The organism is Schaalia odontolytica, assembly GCF_009730335.1.
GTDB lineage: Bacteria > Actinomycetota > Actinomycetes > Actinomycetales > Actinomycetaceae > Pauljensenia > Pauljensenia dentiphila.
Genome location: NZ_CP046315.1, coordinates 1,103,526 through 1,123,039, shown reverse-complemented (window position 1 = coordinate 1,123,039; position 19,514 = coordinate 1,103,526). Strand labels below are relative to the sequence as shown.

Genomic DNA, 19,514 nt, shown 5'->3' with positions numbered 1-19,514 from the left:
ACACCTTGTGTCCCTTTCCGCTCCCGTCTGCCATGATGGGGGCATGACACGCGCACTGCTCCTGGAAAACCCGCACGACGTCGCCGACGGTATTTTCGCGAAGTTCGGCATCGAGGTGACCCGCGTGACGGGCGCCCTGTCCGAGGACGACCTCATCGACGCGCTCGAAGGCGTGGACTACCTGGGCCTGCGGTCCAAGACCGAGGTCACCGAGCGAGTGCTGCGCGCGCGCCCCGAGATCAAGGCTATCGGAGCCTTCTGCATCGGCACGAACCAGATCGACCTGGCCACCGCTACCGAGATGGGCGTTGCCGTGTTCAACGCCCCCTACTCCAACACGCGCTCTGTCGTCGAGCTCGCGATCGGTGAGATCATCGACCTCTCGCGCCGCGTCACCGTCAAAAACTCGCGTCTGCACCGCGGCGTGTGGGACAAGAGCGCGGACGGTGCCCACGAGGTGCGCGGGCACACCCTGGGCATCATCGGCTACGGCAACATCGGCACCCAGCTGTCGGTTCTCGCCGAGGCCATGGGCCTCAACGTCATCTTCTACGATGCCGCCGAGCGCCTCGCCCTGGGCAACGCCACGCAGATGCCGACCATGGAGGCCGTCCTGCGCGAGGCCGACATCATCTCCGTGCACGTGGACGGCCAGGAATCCAACACGAACCTCATCGGTCGCGTCGAGTTCGAGCTCATGAAGCCCGGTGCCCTGTTCATCAACCTGTCGCGCGGGCACGTCGTCGACGTCGACGCGCTACACGCAGCGCTCGTCTCGGGCCACCTGGGCGGAGCAGCCATCGATGTATTCCCGGAGGAGCCGCGCGCCAACGGCGACCCCTTCAACTCGCCCCTGGCGACTCTCGACAACGTTATCCTCACGCCCCACATCGGCGGCTCGACGGAGGAGGCGCAGTACGACATCGGTCGCTTCGTGGCCGCCAAGATCGGCGAATACCAGGCCAGCGGCTCGACCGACATGAGCGTGAACCTGCCGAACTTGACGATGAACATCGGCAAGCGCTCGCGCTACCGCGTGCGCCTCATCCACCGCAACGTGCCCGGCGTCATGGCGCGCGTCAACCAGATCTTTGCCTCCTCCGAGGCCAACGTCGACGCCCAGATCCTGGCCACCGTCGACGAGGTCGGCTACGTGCTCACCGACATTTCGGCGGGCCTGGGGCGCGAGGCGCTCGAGGAACTGAGCCACCTGCCCGAAACTGTCCGACTGATCGCCACGCCGCTGTAGAACTGTCGCATTCATCGCGTTCCCAGCTGGTCAACCGAGGCATAACTTACGGTATCGTAGGGGCATCGTTCCCAAAGGAGGACAGATGGATCTCACGACGAAGCTGCGCGAGCTATACGCAGCGGGAGTCGCCTACAACATCGCGATTCCCGACCGTCCGATCCCGGACATGGTCCTGGAAGTCGCCTCCCGCTACCCCAAGCGCGCCGCGATTGACTTTTTCGCGCGCCAGCTCACATACGCGGAACTTGCTCAGGAGATGCGTCAGGCCGCGGGGGCCCTCCATCAGGCGGGCGTGCGCCCCGGAGACCGCGTCGCCCTCGTCATGCCGAACTGCCCGCAGCACGCCGTCGCCGTCCTGGGCACGATGCTCCTCGGAGCCGTCGCCGTCGAACACAATCCGCTTGCCCCCGCGGGCGAGCTGGAAGGCGAGTACGAGCGCCACGGTGCTCGCGTCACCATCGCCTGGTCGAAGTCCCTGGAGAAACTCACCTTCCTCGGGCGCGGCCACACCACCTTCTGCATGGACCTGACGACGGCTCTTCCCGTTGCCTCGCGCATGGCGCTCAAGTTTCCCGTCAAGGCGGCCCGCGAGAAGCGCGAACAGCTCTCCAGCCCGCGCCCGAGCTGGGCTCGCTCCTGGACGCGCGCCATGCGCACCGCGACCCCGTGGCGCGGCGACTGCCCGTCAGCAATGGAGGACGTCGCTCTCCTCATTCACACGGGCGGCACTACCGGCGTCCCGAAGGCCGCCGCTCTCACGCACGCCAACCTCATGGCAAACGTCGAGGAATCGATCGCGTGGGTCCCCGTCCTCCACGAGGGCGCGGAGGTCTTCTACTGCATCCTGCCCCTCTTCCACGCCTTCGGGTTCACGATTGGCTTCCTGGCAGGTCTGCGTCTGGGAGCGACGATCGCCATGTTCCCCAAATTCGACACCGCGCTGGTGCTGGCCGCTCAGCGCCGACTGCCGTGCACGTTCTTCCTGGGTGTTCCGCCCATGTACGAGCGCCTGCTCGCGGCGGCGCAGGGCACGAACGCGGACCTGTCCTCAATCCACTTCTCACTCTCGGGCGCTATGCCTCTCTCGGCTGAGCTGGCTGACCAGTGGGAGCAGGCCACCGGCGGCCTCATGATCGAAGGCTACGGCATGACGGAGGCCTCCCCGATCATCTTGGGATCACCCCTTGCCTCCTCTCGGGCACGCGGGGCGCTCGGTATCCCCTTCCCCTCCACCCAGGTGCGCATCGTCGATCCAGAGAATCCCTCGCGCGAGGTTGCCGATGGAGAGGTCGGTGAGCTCATTGCCCGCGGACCGCAGGTCTTCTCCGGCTATTGGAACCAGGACGATGAGACCGCCGACGTGTTCACCGAGGATGACTGGCTGCGCACAGGCGACCTCGTTCAGGTGCGCGACGGCTTCATCTACATGGCGGATCGGCGCAAGGAGATGATCAATTCCTCCGGCTTCAACGTCTACCCCACGCAGGTCGAGAACGCCGTACGTTCGATGCCGGGTGTTCTCGACGTCGCAGCCGTCGGCGTGCCGGCCGGCGAGTCCGGCGAGGACGTCGTCGCCGCCGTCGTCCTTGAGGCAGGCGCCTCCGTGACGCTCGCAGACCTGCGCAAGTGGGCGGAGAAGTCCCTGGCCCACTACGCGCTCCCCCGGCAGATCGTCGTTATGACGGAGCTGCCTCGCTCACAGCTGGGCAAGGTCATGCGCAAGAAGGTCCGCGAGCAGATCATGGGCGCCCAGGCTGCCGCAACCGACGCGGTTGCCGGTGCGCGCGAGGCCGTCGCGGGTGCGCGCGGCGCCGTCTCCGAGGCAGTGGCCGAGGCACGCGGTTCTGTCGCCGAGGCGATGGCTAGTGCGCGTGAGACAGTCGCCGAGGCCGTCGCCGGGGTTCGCGCATCCTCCTCCGAGCAGTCTTCCGCGCCCACCGATGCATCTGACGCACCGACACAGCGCCACGAGGAGACGGACGACGAGTAGTCGTCCCACCACCGTCACAACGATGCTGCCCGGCCCCTTCGCGGGACCGGGCAGCATTCGCACGCGTCGATTAGTCGTCTCCCAGCAGCGTCGGGGCGTTGGAGACGGAGCGCTTGCGCGCCGCACGCGCCTTGCGAGGCTTCTTCGCGGGCGCGGGAGCCGCGGGTTCGACGTCCGCGTGGGCACCGGCCTCAGACACCGTGTCACCGCCCTGCGCACGCTCACGCAGCGCCTGAATGGCCTGTTCGAAATCATCAAGGGTGTCGAACTGACGATAGACGGAGGCGAAACGCAGGTATGCGATGACGTCGAGGTCACGCAGGAACGGGAGGATGGCTTTGCCGACTTCGTTCGTCGACACGTTGGAGACGCCGGTTGAGCGCAGCTGCTCCTCAACCTGCTGAGCAAGAATCGCGAGCTGATCATCCGAGACCGGCCGCCCCTGACAGGCCTTCTTGACACCCGACACAACCTTGTTACGGGAGAAAGACTCGACGACGCCGGAGCGCTTGACGACCTGGAACGAGGACGTTTCGAGGGTCGTAAAACGCTTCTTGCAGTGCGTGCACTCACGCCGACGCCTGATCGAGGCACCGTCGTCCGCGATGCGCGTATCAACGACGCGCGAATCCGGGTTATGACAGAAAGGGCAGTGCACCCCTCAACGGTACACGCTCAGACCCCCATCTGTCACAGGAGTCCCACGCGCAACCATCAGCGAACGGGCACGACAACCCGCTGCCCGGGCTGCAGGGCCCCCTGAACATCATTCATGCGCTCAATGTCAGCGACAACCTGCTCGAGCGAACGATCCGTCTTGACATTCTGAGCCAGCGACCACACGGAGTCACCGCTGACAACTGCCTTCGTCACCGTCGGGCCATCGTAGGCTGCGGGCTGGATGGCGAGACCGAGGGCACCGGCCCCCGCAGAGAGAACGACCGTCGCAAGTGCGCCGGCGATAATACCGCGACGAGAGGAGCGGGTGCGACGACGCGGCGCAGCAGGAGCACGCAGGAACGACGGATCATCGCCGCGCTGAGCATCGAGACGACGACGCGCGGACGGAGCGGTAGAGATGTCACGAACGGTCGCCTGCGGCGCATCCTCCACGGCGCGAAGCGGGTGGCGGCGAGCGGGGAACGAGACGGCAGTCTGCGTTGCAACGGGAACACTCATGAGAACCTCCAGAAAAACAAATCGAACATCTGTTCGTCGAACACTTGTACGATAGCACGCTCCGTGACCAATGTCGAGACCCACTCGAACATATGTTTCATTTTGCGCGAAATCGGCTTATCCTTGACGTATCTAGTGGACGCCCACCCATGCACATTTGCGTCCACCCCGATGCGAAGGAGAGCCATGACCGAGCGTTCGATCAGCGATCGACACCGCGCGATCTTGCGAGTTATCAACGAAAAGCTGGCATCCAGCGGCTTCCCTCCATCTGTGCGCGAGATCGCATCTGCAGTCGGTTTGGCGTCTCCCTCGACGGTGAAGCATCACCTTGACGCACTTGAGGCCGACGGATACCTGGTCCGCGAGCCCGGTCTGCCTCGCGCCCTCGACCTCACCGATCGGGCGCGCGCCGAGCTCGGCATCACCCCCTCAACGCAGCCTTCTGAGAAGGTCGTTCGCATCGAGGTCCCCATCTCCCACGTCGAGGAGGAAGGAACGGCGATTCCGCTCGTTGGACGCATCGCTGCGGGTGCTCCCATCACGGCTGAGCAGCACGTGGAGGACGTTTTCCGTCTTCCCACGTCCATGACCGGACACGGCGATCTATTCATGCTCGAGGTGAGCGGCGAGTCGATGGTCGATGCGGGCATCTTCGACGGGGACTACGTTGTCATCCGCTCGCAGAACGAGGCCCGCAACGGAGAGTTTGTCGCCGCCATGATCGACGGCGAAGCGACGGTGAAGGAACTGTCCATCACGGGCGGTCACGTCTGGCTCCTGCCCCACAACGCGGACTACTCCCCCATCCCGGGCGACGAAGCCACCATCCTCGGCAAGGTCGTCACCGTCATTCGTTCGCTCTGACGCACCACATAAGCGAGTGGCGCCACCCGGGGTGGCGCCACTCGCTTATGTGAAGGAGACTCAGAAGCCCAGGTCGCGGGCAACCTGACGCAGGCGCTGGGCCGATGCGGTCAGGCCGTCGCGCTCGTTGAGCGTGAGCGGCGGGTGCAGGACGCGTCCGGCACCGTCGCGGCCGACGATCGTCGGGGCGGCCATGACCACGTCAGAGATGCCCTCCCAATCCTCAAGCAGCGTCGAGATGGTGAGGACACGCTGCTCGTCGCGCAGGACCGCACCCACGATCTTCGAGGCGGCCAGGCCGATCGCGTAGTTCGTCGCGCCCTTACCCTCGATGATCTTGTAGGCGGACTGGACGACTTCCTGCGCAATGGAGTTACGCAGCGCGGAGTCGAAGATGCCACCGGATAGGGTCGGACCCCACTGGGACAGCGGGACGTTGCCGATCTCGGCGCTGGACCACAGGGCGACCTCGGAGTCACCGTGCTCGCCGGCCACGTAGGCGTGGATGTTCTGGGTGGCGACACCGGTCTCGCGCGAGACCAGGTAGCGCAGACGGGAGGTGTCGAGCACGGTGCCCGAACCGAAGACCTGGTTGCGGGGCAGGCCCGTGATCTTCAGCGCGGCGTACGTGACGACATCGACAGGATTCGTGATGAACATGAAGTGAGCGTCGGGCGCGACGTTCTGCAGGTTCGGCACGATCTTCTTCATGAGGTTGACGGTTGAGCCAGCCAGCTCCAGGCGGGACTGTCCGGGCTGCTGCTTCGCGCCAGCCGTGACGACGATCAGGTCGGAACCACGAACGATCTCAACGTCGTCCGAGCCTTCGATCGAGCCGGCGGGCGTGAACTGGATGCCGTGAGCCATGTCGAGGGCCTCGGCCTCCACCTTGGCCTTGTTGATGTCCTGAAGAACGATCGAGCGGGCGTCGCCGCGCATCGCACAGGCGTACGCGACCGCCGTACCAACGGCACCGGCACCGATGATGGCGATCTTCGAGGGACGTCCGGAGGACTTTGACGGGTACAGGGTCTGTGCTTGGTTTTCCACGAGTGTCTCCTAGAGTCTGCGGGCACCCCCATTGTCTCAGATAAAGACCTAACCTCGCCCGTTATCTGCACGACGTTTTACGTGCCCGCGGAGCGCTCGTCCCTACCGGTCAGAACCCTTCGCGAGGCGTCGCAGGGCGCCGCGAACAACCTCCGGATCCGTCGTCGGCCACATGGCGGGTAGGGAACGCATGATGAAGCCACCGTAGCGCTTGGTCACCACGCGTGGATCGAGGATCGCGACGACTCCCCGGTCGTCGGTCGAGCGCAGGAGGCGCCCCACGCCCTGGGCCATCATGAGCGCCGCGTGCGTGAGGGATACCGACACGAAGCCATTCCCTCCCCGGCGCTCGACGTCCATCGAGCGGGCGCGCGAGACGGGATCATCCGGGCGCGGGAACGGAATCTTGTCGATGACGACGAGGCGACATGCGGCCCCCGCGACGTCGACGCCCTGCCACAGGGACATCGTGCCCACCAGGCACGAGTCGCGCTCCTCCCGGAACCGCTGGATCAGCTGCGCCAGGGTCTCTTCGCCCTGCAGGTAGACGGTCAGATCCGTGCGCTCGCGCAGGGCCTGCGCTCCCGCCATCGCCCCGCGTCGCGACGCGAACAGAGCAAGCATTCCACCGTCCGAGGCCTGCGCCAGTTCCACGAGCTCGTCGAGCAGCTCCTCGGAGGGCCCGTCTCGGCCCGGCAGCGGCAGGTGGGTCGCCACGTAGCGGATGCCCTGGCGGCCGTGATCGAAGGGAGATCCGACGTCAATGCCGTGCCAAGGCACGCCGGAGACGGCCATGCCGACCTGGGCGGCCATGAAGTCGAAGTTTCCGCCAATCGCGAGGGTCGCGGAGGTGAGGATCGCGGGCCGCTCGCCGATGCCGTTTCCGCCGATCGCAGCCGACACATCGAGAGGTCCGACGGTCAAGCGCGCATTGTCCGATTCATCCTTCGTGATGTAGGCGATCGACTGGTCGGGGTCTCGCCCCCACGCGTCGAGTGCGCCGATCAGCTCGTCGATAGCGGCGCGGGCCAGGAGCTTGGCGGCGGGTTCTCCCTGAGCCTCGGAGACCTCGTGACTGGCGCGACGGGCCGCGCCGTCGAGCACGATCATCGCGTCGACGAGGGCGCTCGGACGATACTCCAGCAGCCCCTCCTCCAGGGGAGACATGGCCGCGCCCACCCCGGCCCCGGCCTCGTCCAGGTCGGTGGAATCGATCGAGAGATTCGAGCGCAGGGAGCGGGCCACGCGGCTCACACGGGCGACCGTCAGGTCGGCCGCAGCCTGGGAGCGCACGCGGTCGGCCAGCTCGTGTGCCTCGTCGATAACGACGGCGTCGTACTCGCCGAAGAGTTCGCCCTCGCCGCACGCGTTGATACCAAACAACGAATGGTTCGTGACAACGACGTCCGCGTCCGCGGCCTCCAGGCGAGCGGCCTGCGCGAAGCACTCGTCGATGAGCGGGCAGTGCTTGCCCAGGCACTCGGGTTTGGCGACCGATGCGTGGTGCCAGGCTCGATCCGAGACGCCCGGAACCAGGTCGTCGCGGTCCCCCGTCGTGGTCTCGCTGATCCACTCGCGGATGCGCAGGATCTCCTTGCCGAGCTCCCCCGTCGGGCCGACGCTCATGTCATGATCCTCAAACAGCGTGCCCTCGGTGGGGTACCCGCCGTCCAGCTTGTGCAGGCACGCGTAGTTCGACCAGCCTTTGAGCACCGCAACCTTCAGGCGCGCGCCCGTCGCGGAAGCAACCGCGTCGACGACCACCGGAGCGTCCTTGACGAGGATCTGGCGCTGCAGCGCGAGCGTCGCGGTGGAGACCACCCCGCGCACGCCGTTCATCGCGCAGTGCGTCAGCAGCGGCACGAGGTAGCCGACGGACTTGCCCGTACCCGTGCCCGCCTGTACGAGAAGATGCTGGCGGTCCTCCAGGGCAGCGGCACCTTCGGCGCACATCGAGGCCTGCCCCTCGCGCGGGGACCCGGCCATCTGGGCCACGACCGCGTCGAGAACGCGACCCGAGGCCTCGACCAGGTCCGCACTCACTCCCCGCTCACCGCCGCGTCACCCACGGTACCGCCCACCGCCTCGCGGGCGATGACGGCGGCCAGGGCCTCATCGACGCGCGCGACGATACGCGTGCCGGTCTCGACGTATTCCTCGCGCTCGACGTCGCCCTCCTCGTGGATACGGTGCACGAGGGAGCCAGCCGAGTACGGCAGGATCGCGTCAACGGCCACGCGAGGCCGGGGCAGCATATCTTCGAGGGCCGCGCGCAGCGCCTCCACGCCCCAGCCCGTGTGTGCGCTCAGCGGAACAGCGTTCGGGAATACCGTGCGCAGCAGTGCGATCTGCTCCGGCGAGGCCAGGTCGGCCTTGTTCAGCGCGATCAGCTCCGGGATCTCCGAGGCGCCCTCGATCGTGTCGATGACCGAGCGCACGGCCTGAACCTGGGAGACCGGATCGGGGTGGGCGGCGTCCACGACGTGCACGATGATGTCGGCCTGGCCGACCTCCTCCAGGGTCGAGCGGAAGGCCTCGACCAGCTGGGTGGGCAGGTTGCGCACGAAGCCGACCGCGTCGGTGAGGGTGTACTCGCGACCGTCTGCGGCGCGCGCACGACGCACCGTCGGGTCCAGCGTCGCAAACAGCGCGTCCTGAACGAGGACGCCTGCGTCCGTCAGGCGGTTAAGCAGCGTCGACTTGCCCGCGTTCGTGTACCCTGCGATGGCCACCGACGGCACTGCCCCGCGGCGGCGCGAATTGCGCTGGGTGCGACGGGCGGGTTCCATGCGCGCGATGTCCGCGCGCAGCTTCGCCATACGCGTGCGGATGCGGCGACGGTCCAGCTCGATCTTGGTCTCACCGGGGCCGCGAGAGCCGATACCCGCGCCACCCGCGACGCGGCCGCCAGCCTGACGGGACATGGACTCACCCCAGCCGCGCAGACGCGGCAGCAGGTACTCGAGCTGTGCGAGCTCCACCTGCGCCTTGCCCTCACGAGACTTGGCATGCTGGGCGAAAATGTCGAGGATGAGGGCCGTGCGGTCGACGACCTTGGCGTCGACAACGTCCTCCAGCCCACGACGCTGGGAGGGGGCCAGCTCCTCGTCAACGATGACGGTGTCGGCCTCGACGCTGCGCACGATGTCGGCCAGCTCGCGGGCCTTGCCAGACCCCAGGTAGGTTGCGGGGTCGGGCTTCATGCGGCGCTGGATGATACCGTCGAGCACGCGCGAACCGGCGGTCTCCGCGAGTGCGGCCAGCTCACGCAGCGAGTTCTCGGCTTCCTCTTCGCTCTGCGTGGTGCGCAGGCCCACGAGCACGACCTTTTCGAGTCGCACCTGGCGGTACTCGACCTCGGAGATATCCTCACGGTCGGAGGCGCCCGTGTCGACACGGCGCGTGCCCGCGCGGGCCTCGCGCTCGAGGGCACCGGCGTCCTGGGAGGTGTCCTGACCCGTCGTCGATGCGAGCGCCGTTCCGGAGCGCGCAAGGATACGCGCGACAACGTCGTTGACGCGCTGGTCACGCTCTTCTTTCGAAGAGTCCGCACCTGTGTGGGTCGTGTCCATAACCATCCTTTTCGTGGGGGCTTCTAGTGTCGCACGCGCCGCCCCCATCTGCGCCTGCGCACGCGGGCGCGATAGGCTTTCTTCCGTGGACGAACAGTATTTCACCGACTCTTCCCCTGCGAGCGCGGAGGAGATCCGCACGATCGAGGTGAGCGCGCGCGGCTTCGATCTGTCAATGCGCGTGTCGTCGCGCGTGTTTTCGGGTTCTAAGCTCGATCTGGGCACGCGCCAGCTCCTGGAGATCGCCCCGGACCTGCCCGAGGACGGGACCTTCCTGGACCTGGGCTGCGGGTGGGGGCCGATCGCAACGATCATGTCGTTGGAGTCCCCGAATGCCGACGTGTGGGCGGTGGACGTGAACTCTCGCGCGGTGGATCTGACGCAGCGCAACGCCCAGTCCAACGGGGCGAAGGGGGTGCGCGCACTCAAGGCGGAGGAGGCGCTGACCTCGTCTCAGGAGTCGGATACCCGATTCGACGTCATCTGGTCGAACCCGCCCGTGCGCGTCGGCAAGGACGCAATGCACGAGATGCTGCTGGCATGGCTGGGCAGGCTCGCCCCCACCGGCGTCGCCTATCTCGTCGTCCAGCGCAACCTGGGCGCGGATTCACTGATCACGTGGCTGAACGGCCAGGGCTTCCAGGCCTCGAAGTACGCGTCCAAGAAGGGCTTCCGCATCATCGAGGTCCGCTCCGCCTGACGCCCGCCTCTTCCGCGACGAGGCCGGGGCCTCGTCGCGCTCTCCGGCACCGTTTTCTGGGGGCCGTGCTCAGGGCAGGTGGATCTCCGCGACTCGGGTCGCGGGGCCGGTGAGGAACACCGAGGCGTCCGTGATCCGGGGGCTCTCCCCCGACCAATCGATGACGCCGTCGAGGCCAACGATGACCGTTCCGCCCGGAATGTCGACGACCCACTGGGTGGGCGCACCGGGGCCGCGACGCAGGGCCGTGGCGAGGGCCGCCGCGCAGCACCCGGTTCCGCATGCCTGGGTCTCCCCCACGCCTCGTTCCAGCACGCGCATCACGATGTGCCCACGCTCCCCACCCGGCTCGGTCAGGTCGACGACCAGCTCGAGGTTCGTCCCCGCCTGGGGCGCCGGATCATAGGAGGGACGCTGGGCCTGCGGGATCTGCGAGACGTCAACGGTGGGCAGGAAGACGCCGCGCAAGGTCTCCTCGTCGGCAAGCTCGACAACCGTGTGCGGGTTGGGCATGTCCACCCAGATACCGCCCAGGACCGCGTCAATACCGGGAACTCGCACGTCGATCGTCTCGCGCGCCGGAGAGGCCGCCGACCCCATGTCGACACGGTAGCTCGCCCCCTGCCCCTCGTCCTCGGATTCAGGGGTCACGCGCTTGATGCCGCCGCGCGTGGCCACGTCCAGCGTCTGCCCAATCGGCAGATCCACGAGGCCCTCGCGCCGCAGGTGATCGACGAATACGCGCACGCCATTACCGCACATCTCCGCCTTCGAGCCGTCCGCGTTGCGATAGTCCATGAACCACAGGCCGTCGCGTTCAACGGCCCGGATAAAGCCATCCGCGCCGATTCCGAAGGCCGGCGAGCACAGCGTCGCAACCTCGACCTCGCTGGGGTCGTAGTCGTCGTATTGGTCCGTGGCGACGACGAAGGAATTACCGGCACCGTGGGCCTTGACGACGCGGGCGTGGGCGGGCAGCTGCGTGTTCATCATGGCTCCACCGTAACCCCCGACTCCAGGGCGCGCAGCCCCCGCCCGCGTTACGAGCGTCCCAGGGAGGACTCTGCCTCGCGCTGCGTCAGCTCGACGACGTGGCGCGCCACGGCCTCGTTCGAGTCGAAATTCTCCACGTCCAACCAGTGCACGCGCGGGTCCGGCCGCAGCCACTTGACCTGGCGGCGCGCCAGCTGACGCGTGGCCAGCGCGATAGATTCCACGGCCTCGTCCTCGCTCATCTGTCCGTCGATGACCGCGAGCGCCTGGGCGTATCCCGTGGCGCGGGAGGCGGTCTTCGCCTCGCGCAGGCCCACATCGATGAGGGCACGCACTTCCTCGATGAGTCCGCCGTCCATCATGGCGCGGGTACGCACCGCGATGCGGCCGTCCAGTTCCTCCATCGGGCGGCGCAGCGCCACCATGAGCGAGGGCGCCACGAACTCGTGGCGGGGCATGGACGCCGAATAGGGGCGCCCGGTCAGCTCGATGACTTCGAGGGCGCGGATGATCCGGCGGGCGTTGTGCGGGTCGATGCGCTCAGCCGAGACCGGGTCGAGCTGGGTCAGGCGATCGTGCAGGCCGCGCGAGCCCATCGGCCCCTCTGCTTCTTCTTCGAGGCGGGCGCGCACAGCCGGGTCCGTGCCCGGGAACTCGATGACGTCCAGGAGGGCACGCTGATAGAGGCCGGAGCCTCCCGCGACCACCGCGACGCCTTCGCGCTCGTGAATGCCCGCCACGTCGGCTCGCGCGTGCTTCTGGTAGGCGGCCACCGAGGCCTCGTCGCGAACCTCGAGCACGTCAATCTGGTGATGGGCGATCCCGCGGCGCTCCTCCACCGGGGTCTTCGCCGTCCCCACGTCCATGCCGCGATAGAGCTGCAGGGCGTCCGCGGAAACAATCTCGCCCGCGCCGCTCGCACCCAGCGCACCCGGAAGCACGCAGGCCAGCTCCAGGGCCAGATCCGACTTGCCCGAGGCCGTGGGCCCTACAACCGCGCACAGGACGTCCGACGCGCGCCTCACCGATGTCTCCATGGCCACCAGTGTACGGGTGCCTCCCGCAGATACCACCCAACAACGGCTAGGCTTAAGACCATGAGCACAACTGACACTCTCCCGGTCACCCTCGACCGGATCACCCGAGCGGTCGAGGCCGTGGGGCTTATCCCCTTCGTGTCCAGCACCGGCCAGGTCGCGGCCATCCTGCCGAACCGCACCGTCCGCATCGCTGTCCCCGAGGGCCACCCCGCCCAGGGCGTCGCCGACTACCCACGTTTCTTCGATCCCTCGCACGCCGATCAGATCGCCTCCGCGGTGCGTCGCCTCAACGCCTCCACCTACCTGCCGAAGGTCACCTCCGGCACGACCGAGACCGGCGCGATCGCCCTGCACCTGCAGCACACTTTCAACTGGGTCGTGGGTGCGACGGACGACCAGGTCGCTGCCGAGGTCTCCCAGTTCATCATGGCCGCAGTCGCCATGATGAACCAGCTCGACATCATGTTCCCCGACCAGTGGACCAAGGAGGGCACCAATGCCTGAGTGGAAGAGCTTTACCTTCGGCGAGGGCGGCGAGGCCGTTTCCGAGGCCACGCCCGCCCCCTCCCCCGCGATGGAGGCCGACGAGTACGCCGCGAAGTGGGGCACTGAGGTCGCCGAGGTGAGCATCGCTCGCATCGAGAACGTCCTCGAAGGCGACGGACTGCCCCACGGGTCGAGCGAGTTCATCGCCGTTACCCAGCTGGAGGACGTGCGTTTCCAGATTCACCGCGAGCCGGTCGACGCCCCCTGGCTGCAGATCGAGACCCGCATCGAACCCGAGGGCGAGGGCCACACCGAGCTGTCCCTCCAGGCGGTCGCCAACCACTGGAACACCGAACACCTGCAGCCCACCGTCATCCCGATCGAAGACGAGGGCAGGTGGGTCCTGGTAGCCGCCTCGCGTTTCTTCGTGGGCGAGGGCCTCTCGGACCGCCAGATTCACGCGATGCTGCGCCGCGGCCTCATCATCGGCCTGTCGGCGGCTCAGGAACTGCCCGGCCTGCTGGCAGAGTCTGCCCAGTAACGCCAGCCGCGCATCCAACGAATAGTGCCCCGTTCCTCCGTTGGGAGGAGCGGGGCACTCTCGGTGGAGTGTGCGCCGACTACATGCGAAGGCGCGGCGCGTACCGCGTACGCTGGGAGGCCACGGGTCGCATAGGGGGGCTCGAATCGACCCGCACTACCGAGAGTGCTCCCGCATGTCGATCGCCTCGTCGTCGTGACGATCGCCATGACACAAAAGTAACGCAGGAGTCGTGCGTCACATGCGCATTTCAATGAGACATTTTCTCGCTTGTCACTGAGACAAACGATCAAACGTGCAGCGCTCATCGCGCGCGGCACCTCTGCAGATGTGAGCCTCCTCGGGCCACTGCCCGAGGAGGCTCACATCAGTGCAGATCAGGGTCAGCTCGGGGCTCCCACGCGCAGCGTGGGGATACCCAGCGACACCGTGTTGTCGGGTTCGTCCGAGGCCTGACGGGCCTCCCACGCGTCACCGGCGCGCGTGCGGCGCACCTCGAACAGGCCGCCCTGCGTGCCCGAGTCGGCGATCAGGTGGTGCGGCGCGCCGTAGGTGACGGTCGCGCGGATCATGTCGCCCGGGCGCGGACGATCCTCCTCGGCCATCCCCTCGGGGAGGGCGACGTGCACGAGACGGTTGTCGCGGGCGCGTCCCGAAATACGGTGCGTGGCGCCATCCTTGCGGCAATCACCCTCGGAGACGAGGACCTCGACCTCGGTCCCCGCCAGCGCGGCGTTATCCTCGGCGCAGATGCGCTCCTGAAGCTTGACGAGGCGCTGGTAGCGTTCGAGCGCCACATCGTCGGGCACCTGGTCCTCGCGGTCCGCGGCGGGCGTACCCGGGCGCGGAGAGTACAGGAACGTAAAGGCGGAGGAGAAACGAGCCTGCTCGACGACGTCGAGGGTCGCCTGGAAGTCTTCCTCAGTCTCTCCCGGGAAGCCAACGATGATGTCGGTGGTAATCGCAGCCTCCGGAATAGCCGCGCGCACGCGCTCCAGGATGCCCATGAAACGCTCACGACGGTAGGAGCGGCGCATCTGACGCAGGATCGCGTCCGACCCGGATTGCAGGGGCATGTGCAGGCTCGGCATGACCGTGGGGGTCTGCGCCATAGCGGCGATCACGTCATCCGTGAAGGCTGCGGGGTGGGGCGATGTGAAGCGCACGCGCTCGATGCCCTCGACGCGCCCGACGGCGCGCAGCAGGTCGGCGAACGCGCCGCGCTCACCGAAGCCGACGCCGTAGGAGTTGACGTTCTGACCCAGCAGGGTCACCTCGATGGCGCCCTGCGAGGCGACGGCCTCCACCTCGGCGAGAATGTCGCCGGGACGGCGGTCGCGTTCCTTGCCGCGCAGGTGCGGGACGATGCAGAACGTGCAGGTGTTGTTGCACCCCACGGAGATCGACACCCATGCTGCGTACGCGCTCTCGCGGTGGGTAGGCAGGGTCGAAGGAAAGACCTTGAGGGATTCCTCGATCTCGACGGCGGCCGCGCGGTTATGCTCGGCACGGCGCAGGAGCGCCGGAAGCACGTCGATGTTGTGCGTGCCGAAGACGGCATCCACCCACGGAGCCTTCTGAACGATACCGTCACGCATCTGCTGGGCAAGACAGCCACCGACCGCAATCTGCATGCCGGGACGCGCACGCTTGACGGAAGCGAGCTGGCCGAGATTACCGAAGAGGCGGGTCGCCGCGTTCTCACGGACGGAGCAGGTGTTGATGACGATGACGTCGGCGCCCATGTCACCGGCGTCGGTCGCGCGGGCGGCAGCCTCGGGGACCTGCTCAACGGGGATGAGGCCGGCCTGCTCCAGCAGACCCGCCATTCGTTCGGAGTCGTGTTCATTCATCTGGCAGCCGAGCGTGCGCACCGCGTAGGTGCGGGGAAGCGCGGTGCCGTCCTGCGTCATCGTATTCATCGCAGTGAAGTCTAGTCGCCCACCTGCGCACCGGCGAAGTCGAGCACGTCACGCACCAGGGCGATAGCAGCGTCGATCGCGCCCGCGCGCACCGCCGCGCGCTGACCGTCGAGATGCAGGAGGCGGTGCTCCTCCCCCGCCGGATGAGCGCAGGCGACGTGGACGGTTCCTGCGGGGAAACCGTCAGCGGGCCCCGGTCCCGCGACACCGGTCGTCGATACGCCGATGTCTGCGCGGAACAGCTCGCGCGCCCCTCGGGCCATCTGACGAGCAACCTGTTCGTTCACCGGCCCCGTCGCCGCCAACTGGCTCTCCGAAACGCCCAGCACCGAGGCCTTGGTATCAACCGCGTAGGTGCACGCACCCCCACGCACGACGTGAGAGGCGCCGGGTACGTCCACGAGGCGCGCGACGAGGCCACCTCCGGTTAGCGATTCCGCCGTCGCGATCGTCAGACCGCGCTGCGTCAGATCCGCTATCAGGTCGGCGAGCGCCTCATCGCTTACTGCAATCAGAGTCCCCACTGCCAGGCCTCCTCAGTACCGCTATCCTCTTCGCCCCACGTGTCGAGGGCGTCGCGCACAGCGGCAGACGCAACAGACGGCGAATACCCCTTGCGTGCGAGCATGGAACTCAGTCTACGGTAGGCAGTCTCGCGCGGGACACCCGCAAGGGAGCGACGTTTGCGAGCCACCAGCTGGGCCGCACGCTCCGCCTCGTCATCCCGATCGATCTGAGACAGGGCACGCTCGATCGTCGAAGAGTCCAGCCCCTTGCGCACGAGAACCTCGCGCAGTGCACGACCGGACGCTCCGGTCCCAGAAAAACGCGAGCGGACGAGCGCGTCCGCGTACGCCTGATCATCGACCAGACCAACGGCCTCAAGACGGTCGACGACCTCGACGGCGATCTTGGCACTGAAGCCTCGCCCTTCGATCGCGCTGGTCAACTCCGAGCGAGAACACGCGCGCGCGTCGAGCTTACGCAGGGCAACCTCGCGCGCGGCCTCGATCGCCGCCGTGCCCGTCAGGGCCGCATTGCGTTCACGGGCACGCGCGAGCCTCTCGCCCGGTGAGCAACACCGGCGGCGCTCCTCCCCCAGCTCGGGATGATCTTCAGGATCCAGGTAGCGGACCACGACTCAGAATCCCGCGTCCTCATCAGGATCGATGTCGGGCACGTCCTGGGACGCCTGGTCCGGATCCGGGGCCTCGCCGATGCCCAGCGAGACGAGGATCTTCTGTTCGATCTCGTTAGCCAGCTCGGGGTTGTCCACGAGGAACTGACGCACGTTCTCCTTGCCCTGGCCCAGCTGGTCGTCCCCGTAGGTGAACCAGGAGCCGGACTTACGCACGATACCGGCCTCGACACCCATGTCGATGATCGAACCCTCGCGCGAAATGCCCTTACCGTAGACGATGTCGAACTCAGCTTGCTTGAAGGGCGGAGCCATCTTGTTCTTGACGACCTTGGCGCGCGTGCGGTTACCGACGGGGGCACCGGCCTCCTTGAGGGTTTCAATACGGCGCACGTCGATGCGCACGGATGCGTAGAACTTCAGGGCCTTACCGCCCGTCGTGGTCTCCGGGGAGCCGAAGAAGACGCCGATCTTTTCGCGCAGCTGGTTGATGAAGATCGCGGTCGTGCCGGTCGCGGACAGGGCGCCCGTGATCTTACGCAGGGCCTGGCTCATCAGACGGGCCTGCAGGCCGACGTGAGAGTCACCCATCTCACCTTCGATTTCCGCCTTGGGCACGAGCGCCGCGACAGAGTCGATGACGATGATGTCGATGCCGCCAGAGCGGATCAGCATGTCTGCAATCTCGAGGGCCTGCTCACCCGTGTCGGGCTGGGAGACCAGGAGGGAGTCCGTGTCGACACCCAGGGCGCGCGCATAAACGGGGTCGAGAGCGTGCTCAGCGTCGATGAAGGCCGCGTTGCCGCCGGCCTTCTGGGCGTTGGCGACGGCGTGCAGAGCGACCGTGGTCTTACCGGAGGACTCGGGGCCGTAGACCTCGATGACTCGTCCGCGCGGGAGGCCACCGATGCCGAGGGCGACGTCGAGAGCGAGGGAACCCGTGGGAATCACCTGAACGGGCGGGCGGTTGTCATCGCCCAGGCGCATGACGGAGCCCTTGCCGAACTGCTTATCAATCTGCGACAGGGCGACTTCGAGAGCCTTATTGCGATCGTTGGTCGCGGGCTTTGCGGCGGGTGCTTTACGGGCTGCCATGGTGTTCCTTTCGTCTGCGGCCTCTCCGGCCTGCGGGTGTCCTGGCCTGGAATGCCACCCCTCTCCGAGGCGACATGACGAGTATGCGACCGGCCATCGTCATCTGCGTCCCGCGCGCGTCACACCTGTGGATGACACGCGTCGGAGCGTCGTCGCCCACAAGCTTAAATGGAACACATGTTCGACCGTCGATCGACACGCCGCCTACCGATCAGACGAACATCGATCACACCGACAAGCCGGGTCGGTCAGCGCCCCCGCTCACGCGGATCCACGCGATGAATCCAGCGCGCATCCTCGCGCCCGGTTTCCTCGCACAGCGTCGCCCAGACCGCGTCCGGATTCGCGCCGGCGGACAGCGCATCGAGCGCGGTCGCCCCCAGCGAGGCGAGATAGAGGTCGGAGACATACGAGCGGCCGAGGGCCGACCCGAAGGTCGCCTCGACCGCCTCGTAAAACTCAGAGTGCTTCACGCGTCAGGAAATCAGCGTGACGGGCACGATATCGTCGGGCACCGCGTCAGGAATGACCGCACCATCGATGATCGCCATGCGCTCGGAAACCTCGCGAAGCACGAACCACAGCGGCACGCGCAGAGCCGAGGTGATCGCCTCGAGCAGCTCCGACGAGGCCTCCTTCTGGCCGCGCTCAACCTCGGACAGGTAGCCGAGGGAGACCTGGGCCTCCGAAGAGACTTCGCGCAGGGTTCGACCCTGGCGCTGGCGGATGCCGCGCAGGACATCGCCCAGTTCGCTGCGCAGCAGCGGAGTTTCGCTCAGTGTCTTTTCCATACTGTTACTGTAGCCGTTCTGTTTCGAGGGACGCATTGTAAGTTCGCACATCGAAACGCTGTGACGTTCCGCTTTCATTCCTCGCGTTGCATTCATACCCGTACAACGCGGGCACTTTGAGGCTTATTCCACCGCCGATTCGATGTCGATATGGGTTGCGTCACCCGCACTCAGCTTTGGAGATGCTGGCCCGCAGTGCCCCGGCGTGACGGCGCAGGCTCCTCCGGAGCATCGTTGTCGCGCGAGTCCCCCACGGCCTCGTCAGCGCTCGCCCCGCGCATGAGGCGCACGCCGTCGATGACGTACATGAAGCCCGAGTAGAGCGTCAGCGCGAGCGCAACGCCCGCGAAAATCTGCCCGAGGCGAATGAGAAGGACAACCCACCACTCATTGCCGTCGTTGATGTGCTTGAAGTGCGCCCACGGGATCAGCAGCGTACCCAGAGCCACCATCTGCATGAAGGTTTTGAGCTTGCCCGCCTGGTTCGCCGACACGACGACGCCTCGGCGCAGGAAAAAAGCACGCATCGCGGTGATGCCCAGCTCGCGCACGGCGATGAGGATCGTCACCCACCAGGGCAGATACCCCTGGTAGGACAGCAGGGCGAAGCCGCACAGGGTCAGGGCCTTGTCGGCGATAGGGTCGGCGATGCGACCGAAGTCGGTGATCTGCCCCCAGGAGCGCGCGAGTTTCCCGTCGAAGCGGTCCGTAATCGCGGCGACGGCGAAGACGACGAATGCCGCCCACAGCGCGGTCCACGACGCGCTTTGCAGGCCCAGGACCACGAACACTGGAACGAGGACCAGACGTAAAACGGTCAGCGCGTTGGGCAGGTTCACCACGGGAACCTTGCTGCCTCGCTGCACGCGCGACACGTTCTCGCTCATGACCGTTTCCT

20 protein-coding genes are annotated in these 19,514 nt (G+C 66.8%); 6 read left to right on the top strand and 14 right to left on the bottom strand.

Annotation, left to right across the window (positions count from 1 at the left end):
- Nucleotides 1–43: 43 nt before the first annotated feature.
- Nucleotides 44–1,249 carry a phosphoglycerate dehydrogenase gene (gene serA / locus FOC40_RS04825; protein WP_003796201.1) on the top strand — a complete coding sequence of 402 codons (1,206 nt, stop codon included), beginning with the start codon at nt 44–46 and terminating at the stop codon, nt 1,247–1,249.
- Nucleotides 1,250–1,334: 85 nt separating this feature from the next.
- Nucleotides 1,335–3,242: an AMP-binding protein gene (locus FOC40_RS04820; protein ID WP_003796199.1), complete on the top strand. Its 1,908-nt coding sequence runs from the start codon at nt 1,335–1,337 to the stop codon at nt 3,240–3,242.
- 70 nt (nt 3,243–3,312) lie between these two features.
- On the opposite strand, the gene nrdR is transcribed toward FOC40_RS04820, so the two are convergent.
- Together nrdR and FOC40_RS04810 are read right to left on the bottom strand one after the other, a co-directional pair.
- Nucleotides 3,313–3,900, bottom strand: coding sequence for a transcriptional regulator NrdR (gene nrdR / locus FOC40_RS04815; RefSeq protein ID WP_003792704.1), 588 nt, complete (start codon nt 3,898–3,900; stop codon nt 3,313–3,315).
- Nucleotides 3,901–3,956: 56 nt separating this feature from the next.
- Nucleotides 3,957–4,421: a LysM peptidoglycan-binding domain-containing protein gene (locus FOC40_RS04810; RefSeq protein ID WP_003796197.1), complete on the bottom strand. Its 465-nt coding sequence runs from the start codon at nt 4,419–4,421 to the stop codon at nt 3,957–3,959.
- Between the two features lie 186 nt (nt 4,422–4,607).
- Here FOC40_RS04810 and lexA point away from each other — a divergent pair, with 186 nt between their 5' ends.
- A complete protein-coding gene (lexA, locus tag FOC40_RS04800; RefSeq protein WP_003796196.1) occupies nt 4,608–5,288 on the top strand; it encodes a transcriptional repressor LexA in 681 nt (226 codons plus the stop codon).
- A gap of 60 nt (nt 5,289–5,348) precedes the next feature.
- Here lexA and FOC40_RS04795 read toward each other — a convergent pair whose 3' ends face one another.
- The 3 genes from FOC40_RS04795 to hflX all read right to left on the bottom strand — a co-directional run bounded on the left by FOC40_RS04795 (nt 5,349) and on the right by hflX (nt 9,910).
- Complete coding sequence (locus FOC40_RS04795) at nt 5,349–6,338, bottom strand: L-lactate dehydrogenase (protein WP_039929718.1); 990 nt, start codon at nt 6,336–6,338, stop codon at nt 5,349–5,351.
- A 102-nt stretch (nt 6,339–6,440) separates the two neighbouring features.
- Nucleotides 6,441–8,381 carry an ATP-dependent DNA helicase gene (locus FOC40_RS04790; protein ID WP_003796191.1) on the bottom strand — a complete coding sequence of 647 codons (1,941 nt, stop codon included), beginning with the start codon at nt 8,379–8,381 and terminating at the stop codon, nt 6,441–6,443.
- Nucleotides 8,378–9,910, bottom strand: a complete 1,533-nt coding sequence (hflX, locus tag FOC40_RS04785) for a GTPase HflX (protein WP_039929716.1) — start codon at nt 9,908–9,910, stop codon at nt 8,378–8,380. Before hflX ends, FOC40_RS04790 begins: the two co-directional genes overlap by 4 nt.
- 85 nt (nt 9,911–9,995) lie before the next feature.
- Between hflX and FOC40_RS04780 the strand changes: the two genes are divergently transcribed.
- A complete protein-coding gene (locus FOC40_RS04780; protein WP_003796186.1) occupies nt 9,996–10,610 on the top strand; it encodes a class I SAM-dependent methyltransferase in 615 nt (204 codons plus the stop codon).
- 69 nt (nt 10,611–10,679) lie between these two features.
- Here FOC40_RS04780 and dapF read toward each other — a convergent pair whose 3' ends face one another.
- Nucleotides 10,680–11,603 carry a diaminopimelate epimerase gene (gene dapF / locus FOC40_RS04775; RefSeq protein ID WP_003796185.1) on the bottom strand — a complete coding sequence of 308 codons (924 nt, stop codon included), beginning with the start codon at nt 11,601–11,603 and terminating at the stop codon, nt 10,680–10,682.
- 47 nt (nt 11,604–11,650) lie between these two features.
- Nucleotides 11,651–12,640 (bottom strand): tRNA (adenosine(37)-N6)-dimethylallyltransferase MiaA, encoded by a 990-nt coding sequence (miaA, locus tag FOC40_RS04770; protein ID WP_003796184.1) that lies wholly within the window; start codon nt 12,638–12,640, stop codon nt 11,651–11,653.
- A gap of 60 nt (nt 12,641–12,700) precedes the next feature.
- Here miaA and FOC40_RS04765 point away from each other — a divergent pair, with 60 nt between their 5' ends.
- Nucleotides 12,701–13,147 (top strand): hypothetical protein, encoded by a 447-nt coding sequence (locus FOC40_RS04765; RefSeq protein ID WP_003796180.1) that lies wholly within the window; start codon nt 12,701–12,703, stop codon nt 13,145–13,147.
- Nucleotides 13,140–13,670, top strand: a complete 531-nt coding sequence (locus tag FOC40_RS04760; protein WP_003796179.1) for a hypothetical protein — start codon at nt 13,140–13,142, stop codon at nt 13,668–13,670. Before FOC40_RS04765 ends, FOC40_RS04760 begins: the two co-directional genes overlap by 8 nt.
- 383 nt (nt 13,671–14,053) lie before the next feature.
- Here the strand turns inward: FOC40_RS04760 and miaB are convergent, their stop codons facing one another.
- The 7 genes from miaB to pgsA all read right to left on the bottom strand — a co-directional run bounded on the left by miaB (nt 14,054) and on the right by pgsA (nt 19,503).
- Entirely contained in the window at nt 14,054–15,592 is a 1,539-nt protein-coding gene (gene miaB, locus FOC40_RS04755) for a tRNA (N6-isopentenyl adenosine(37)-C2)-methylthiotransferase MiaB (RefSeq protein WP_003796177.1), read from the bottom strand.
- Nucleotides 15,593–15,603: 11 nt separating this feature from the next.
- Entirely contained in the window at nt 15,604–16,116 is a 513-nt protein-coding gene (locus tag FOC40_RS04750) for a CinA family protein (RefSeq protein ID WP_003796175.1), read from the bottom strand.
- Nucleotides 16,104–16,730 carry a regulatory protein RecX gene (locus FOC40_RS04745; protein ID WP_003796172.1) on the bottom strand — a complete coding sequence of 209 codons (627 nt, stop codon included), beginning with the start codon at nt 16,728–16,730 and terminating at the stop codon, nt 16,104–16,106. Before FOC40_RS04745 ends, FOC40_RS04750 begins: the two co-directional genes overlap by 13 nt.
- A gap of 3 nt (nt 16,731–16,733) precedes the next feature.
- Nucleotides 16,734–17,825, bottom strand: coding sequence for a recombinase RecA (gene recA / locus FOC40_RS04740; RefSeq protein WP_003796169.1), 1,092 nt, complete (start codon nt 17,823–17,825; stop codon nt 16,734–16,736).
- Nucleotides 17,826–18,073: 248 nt separating this feature from the next.
- Nucleotides 18,074–18,298 (bottom strand): DUF3046 domain-containing protein, encoded by a 225-nt coding sequence (locus FOC40_RS04735; protein ID WP_003796165.1) that lies wholly within the window; start codon nt 18,296–18,298, stop codon nt 18,074–18,076.
- 3 nt (nt 18,299–18,301) lie between these two features.
- Nucleotides 18,302–18,616, bottom strand: coding sequence for a helix-turn-helix domain-containing protein (locus tag FOC40_RS04730; RefSeq protein ID WP_003792723.1), 315 nt, complete (start codon nt 18,614–18,616; stop codon nt 18,302–18,304).
- Nucleotides 18,617–18,786: 170 nt separating this feature from the next.
- Complete coding sequence (pgsA, locus tag FOC40_RS04725) at nt 18,787–19,503, bottom strand: CDP-diacylglycerol--glycerol-3-phosphate 3-phosphatidyltransferase (protein WP_003796163.1); 717 nt, start codon at nt 19,501–19,503, stop codon at nt 18,787–18,789.
- Nucleotides 19,504–19,514 lie beyond the last annotated feature (11 nt).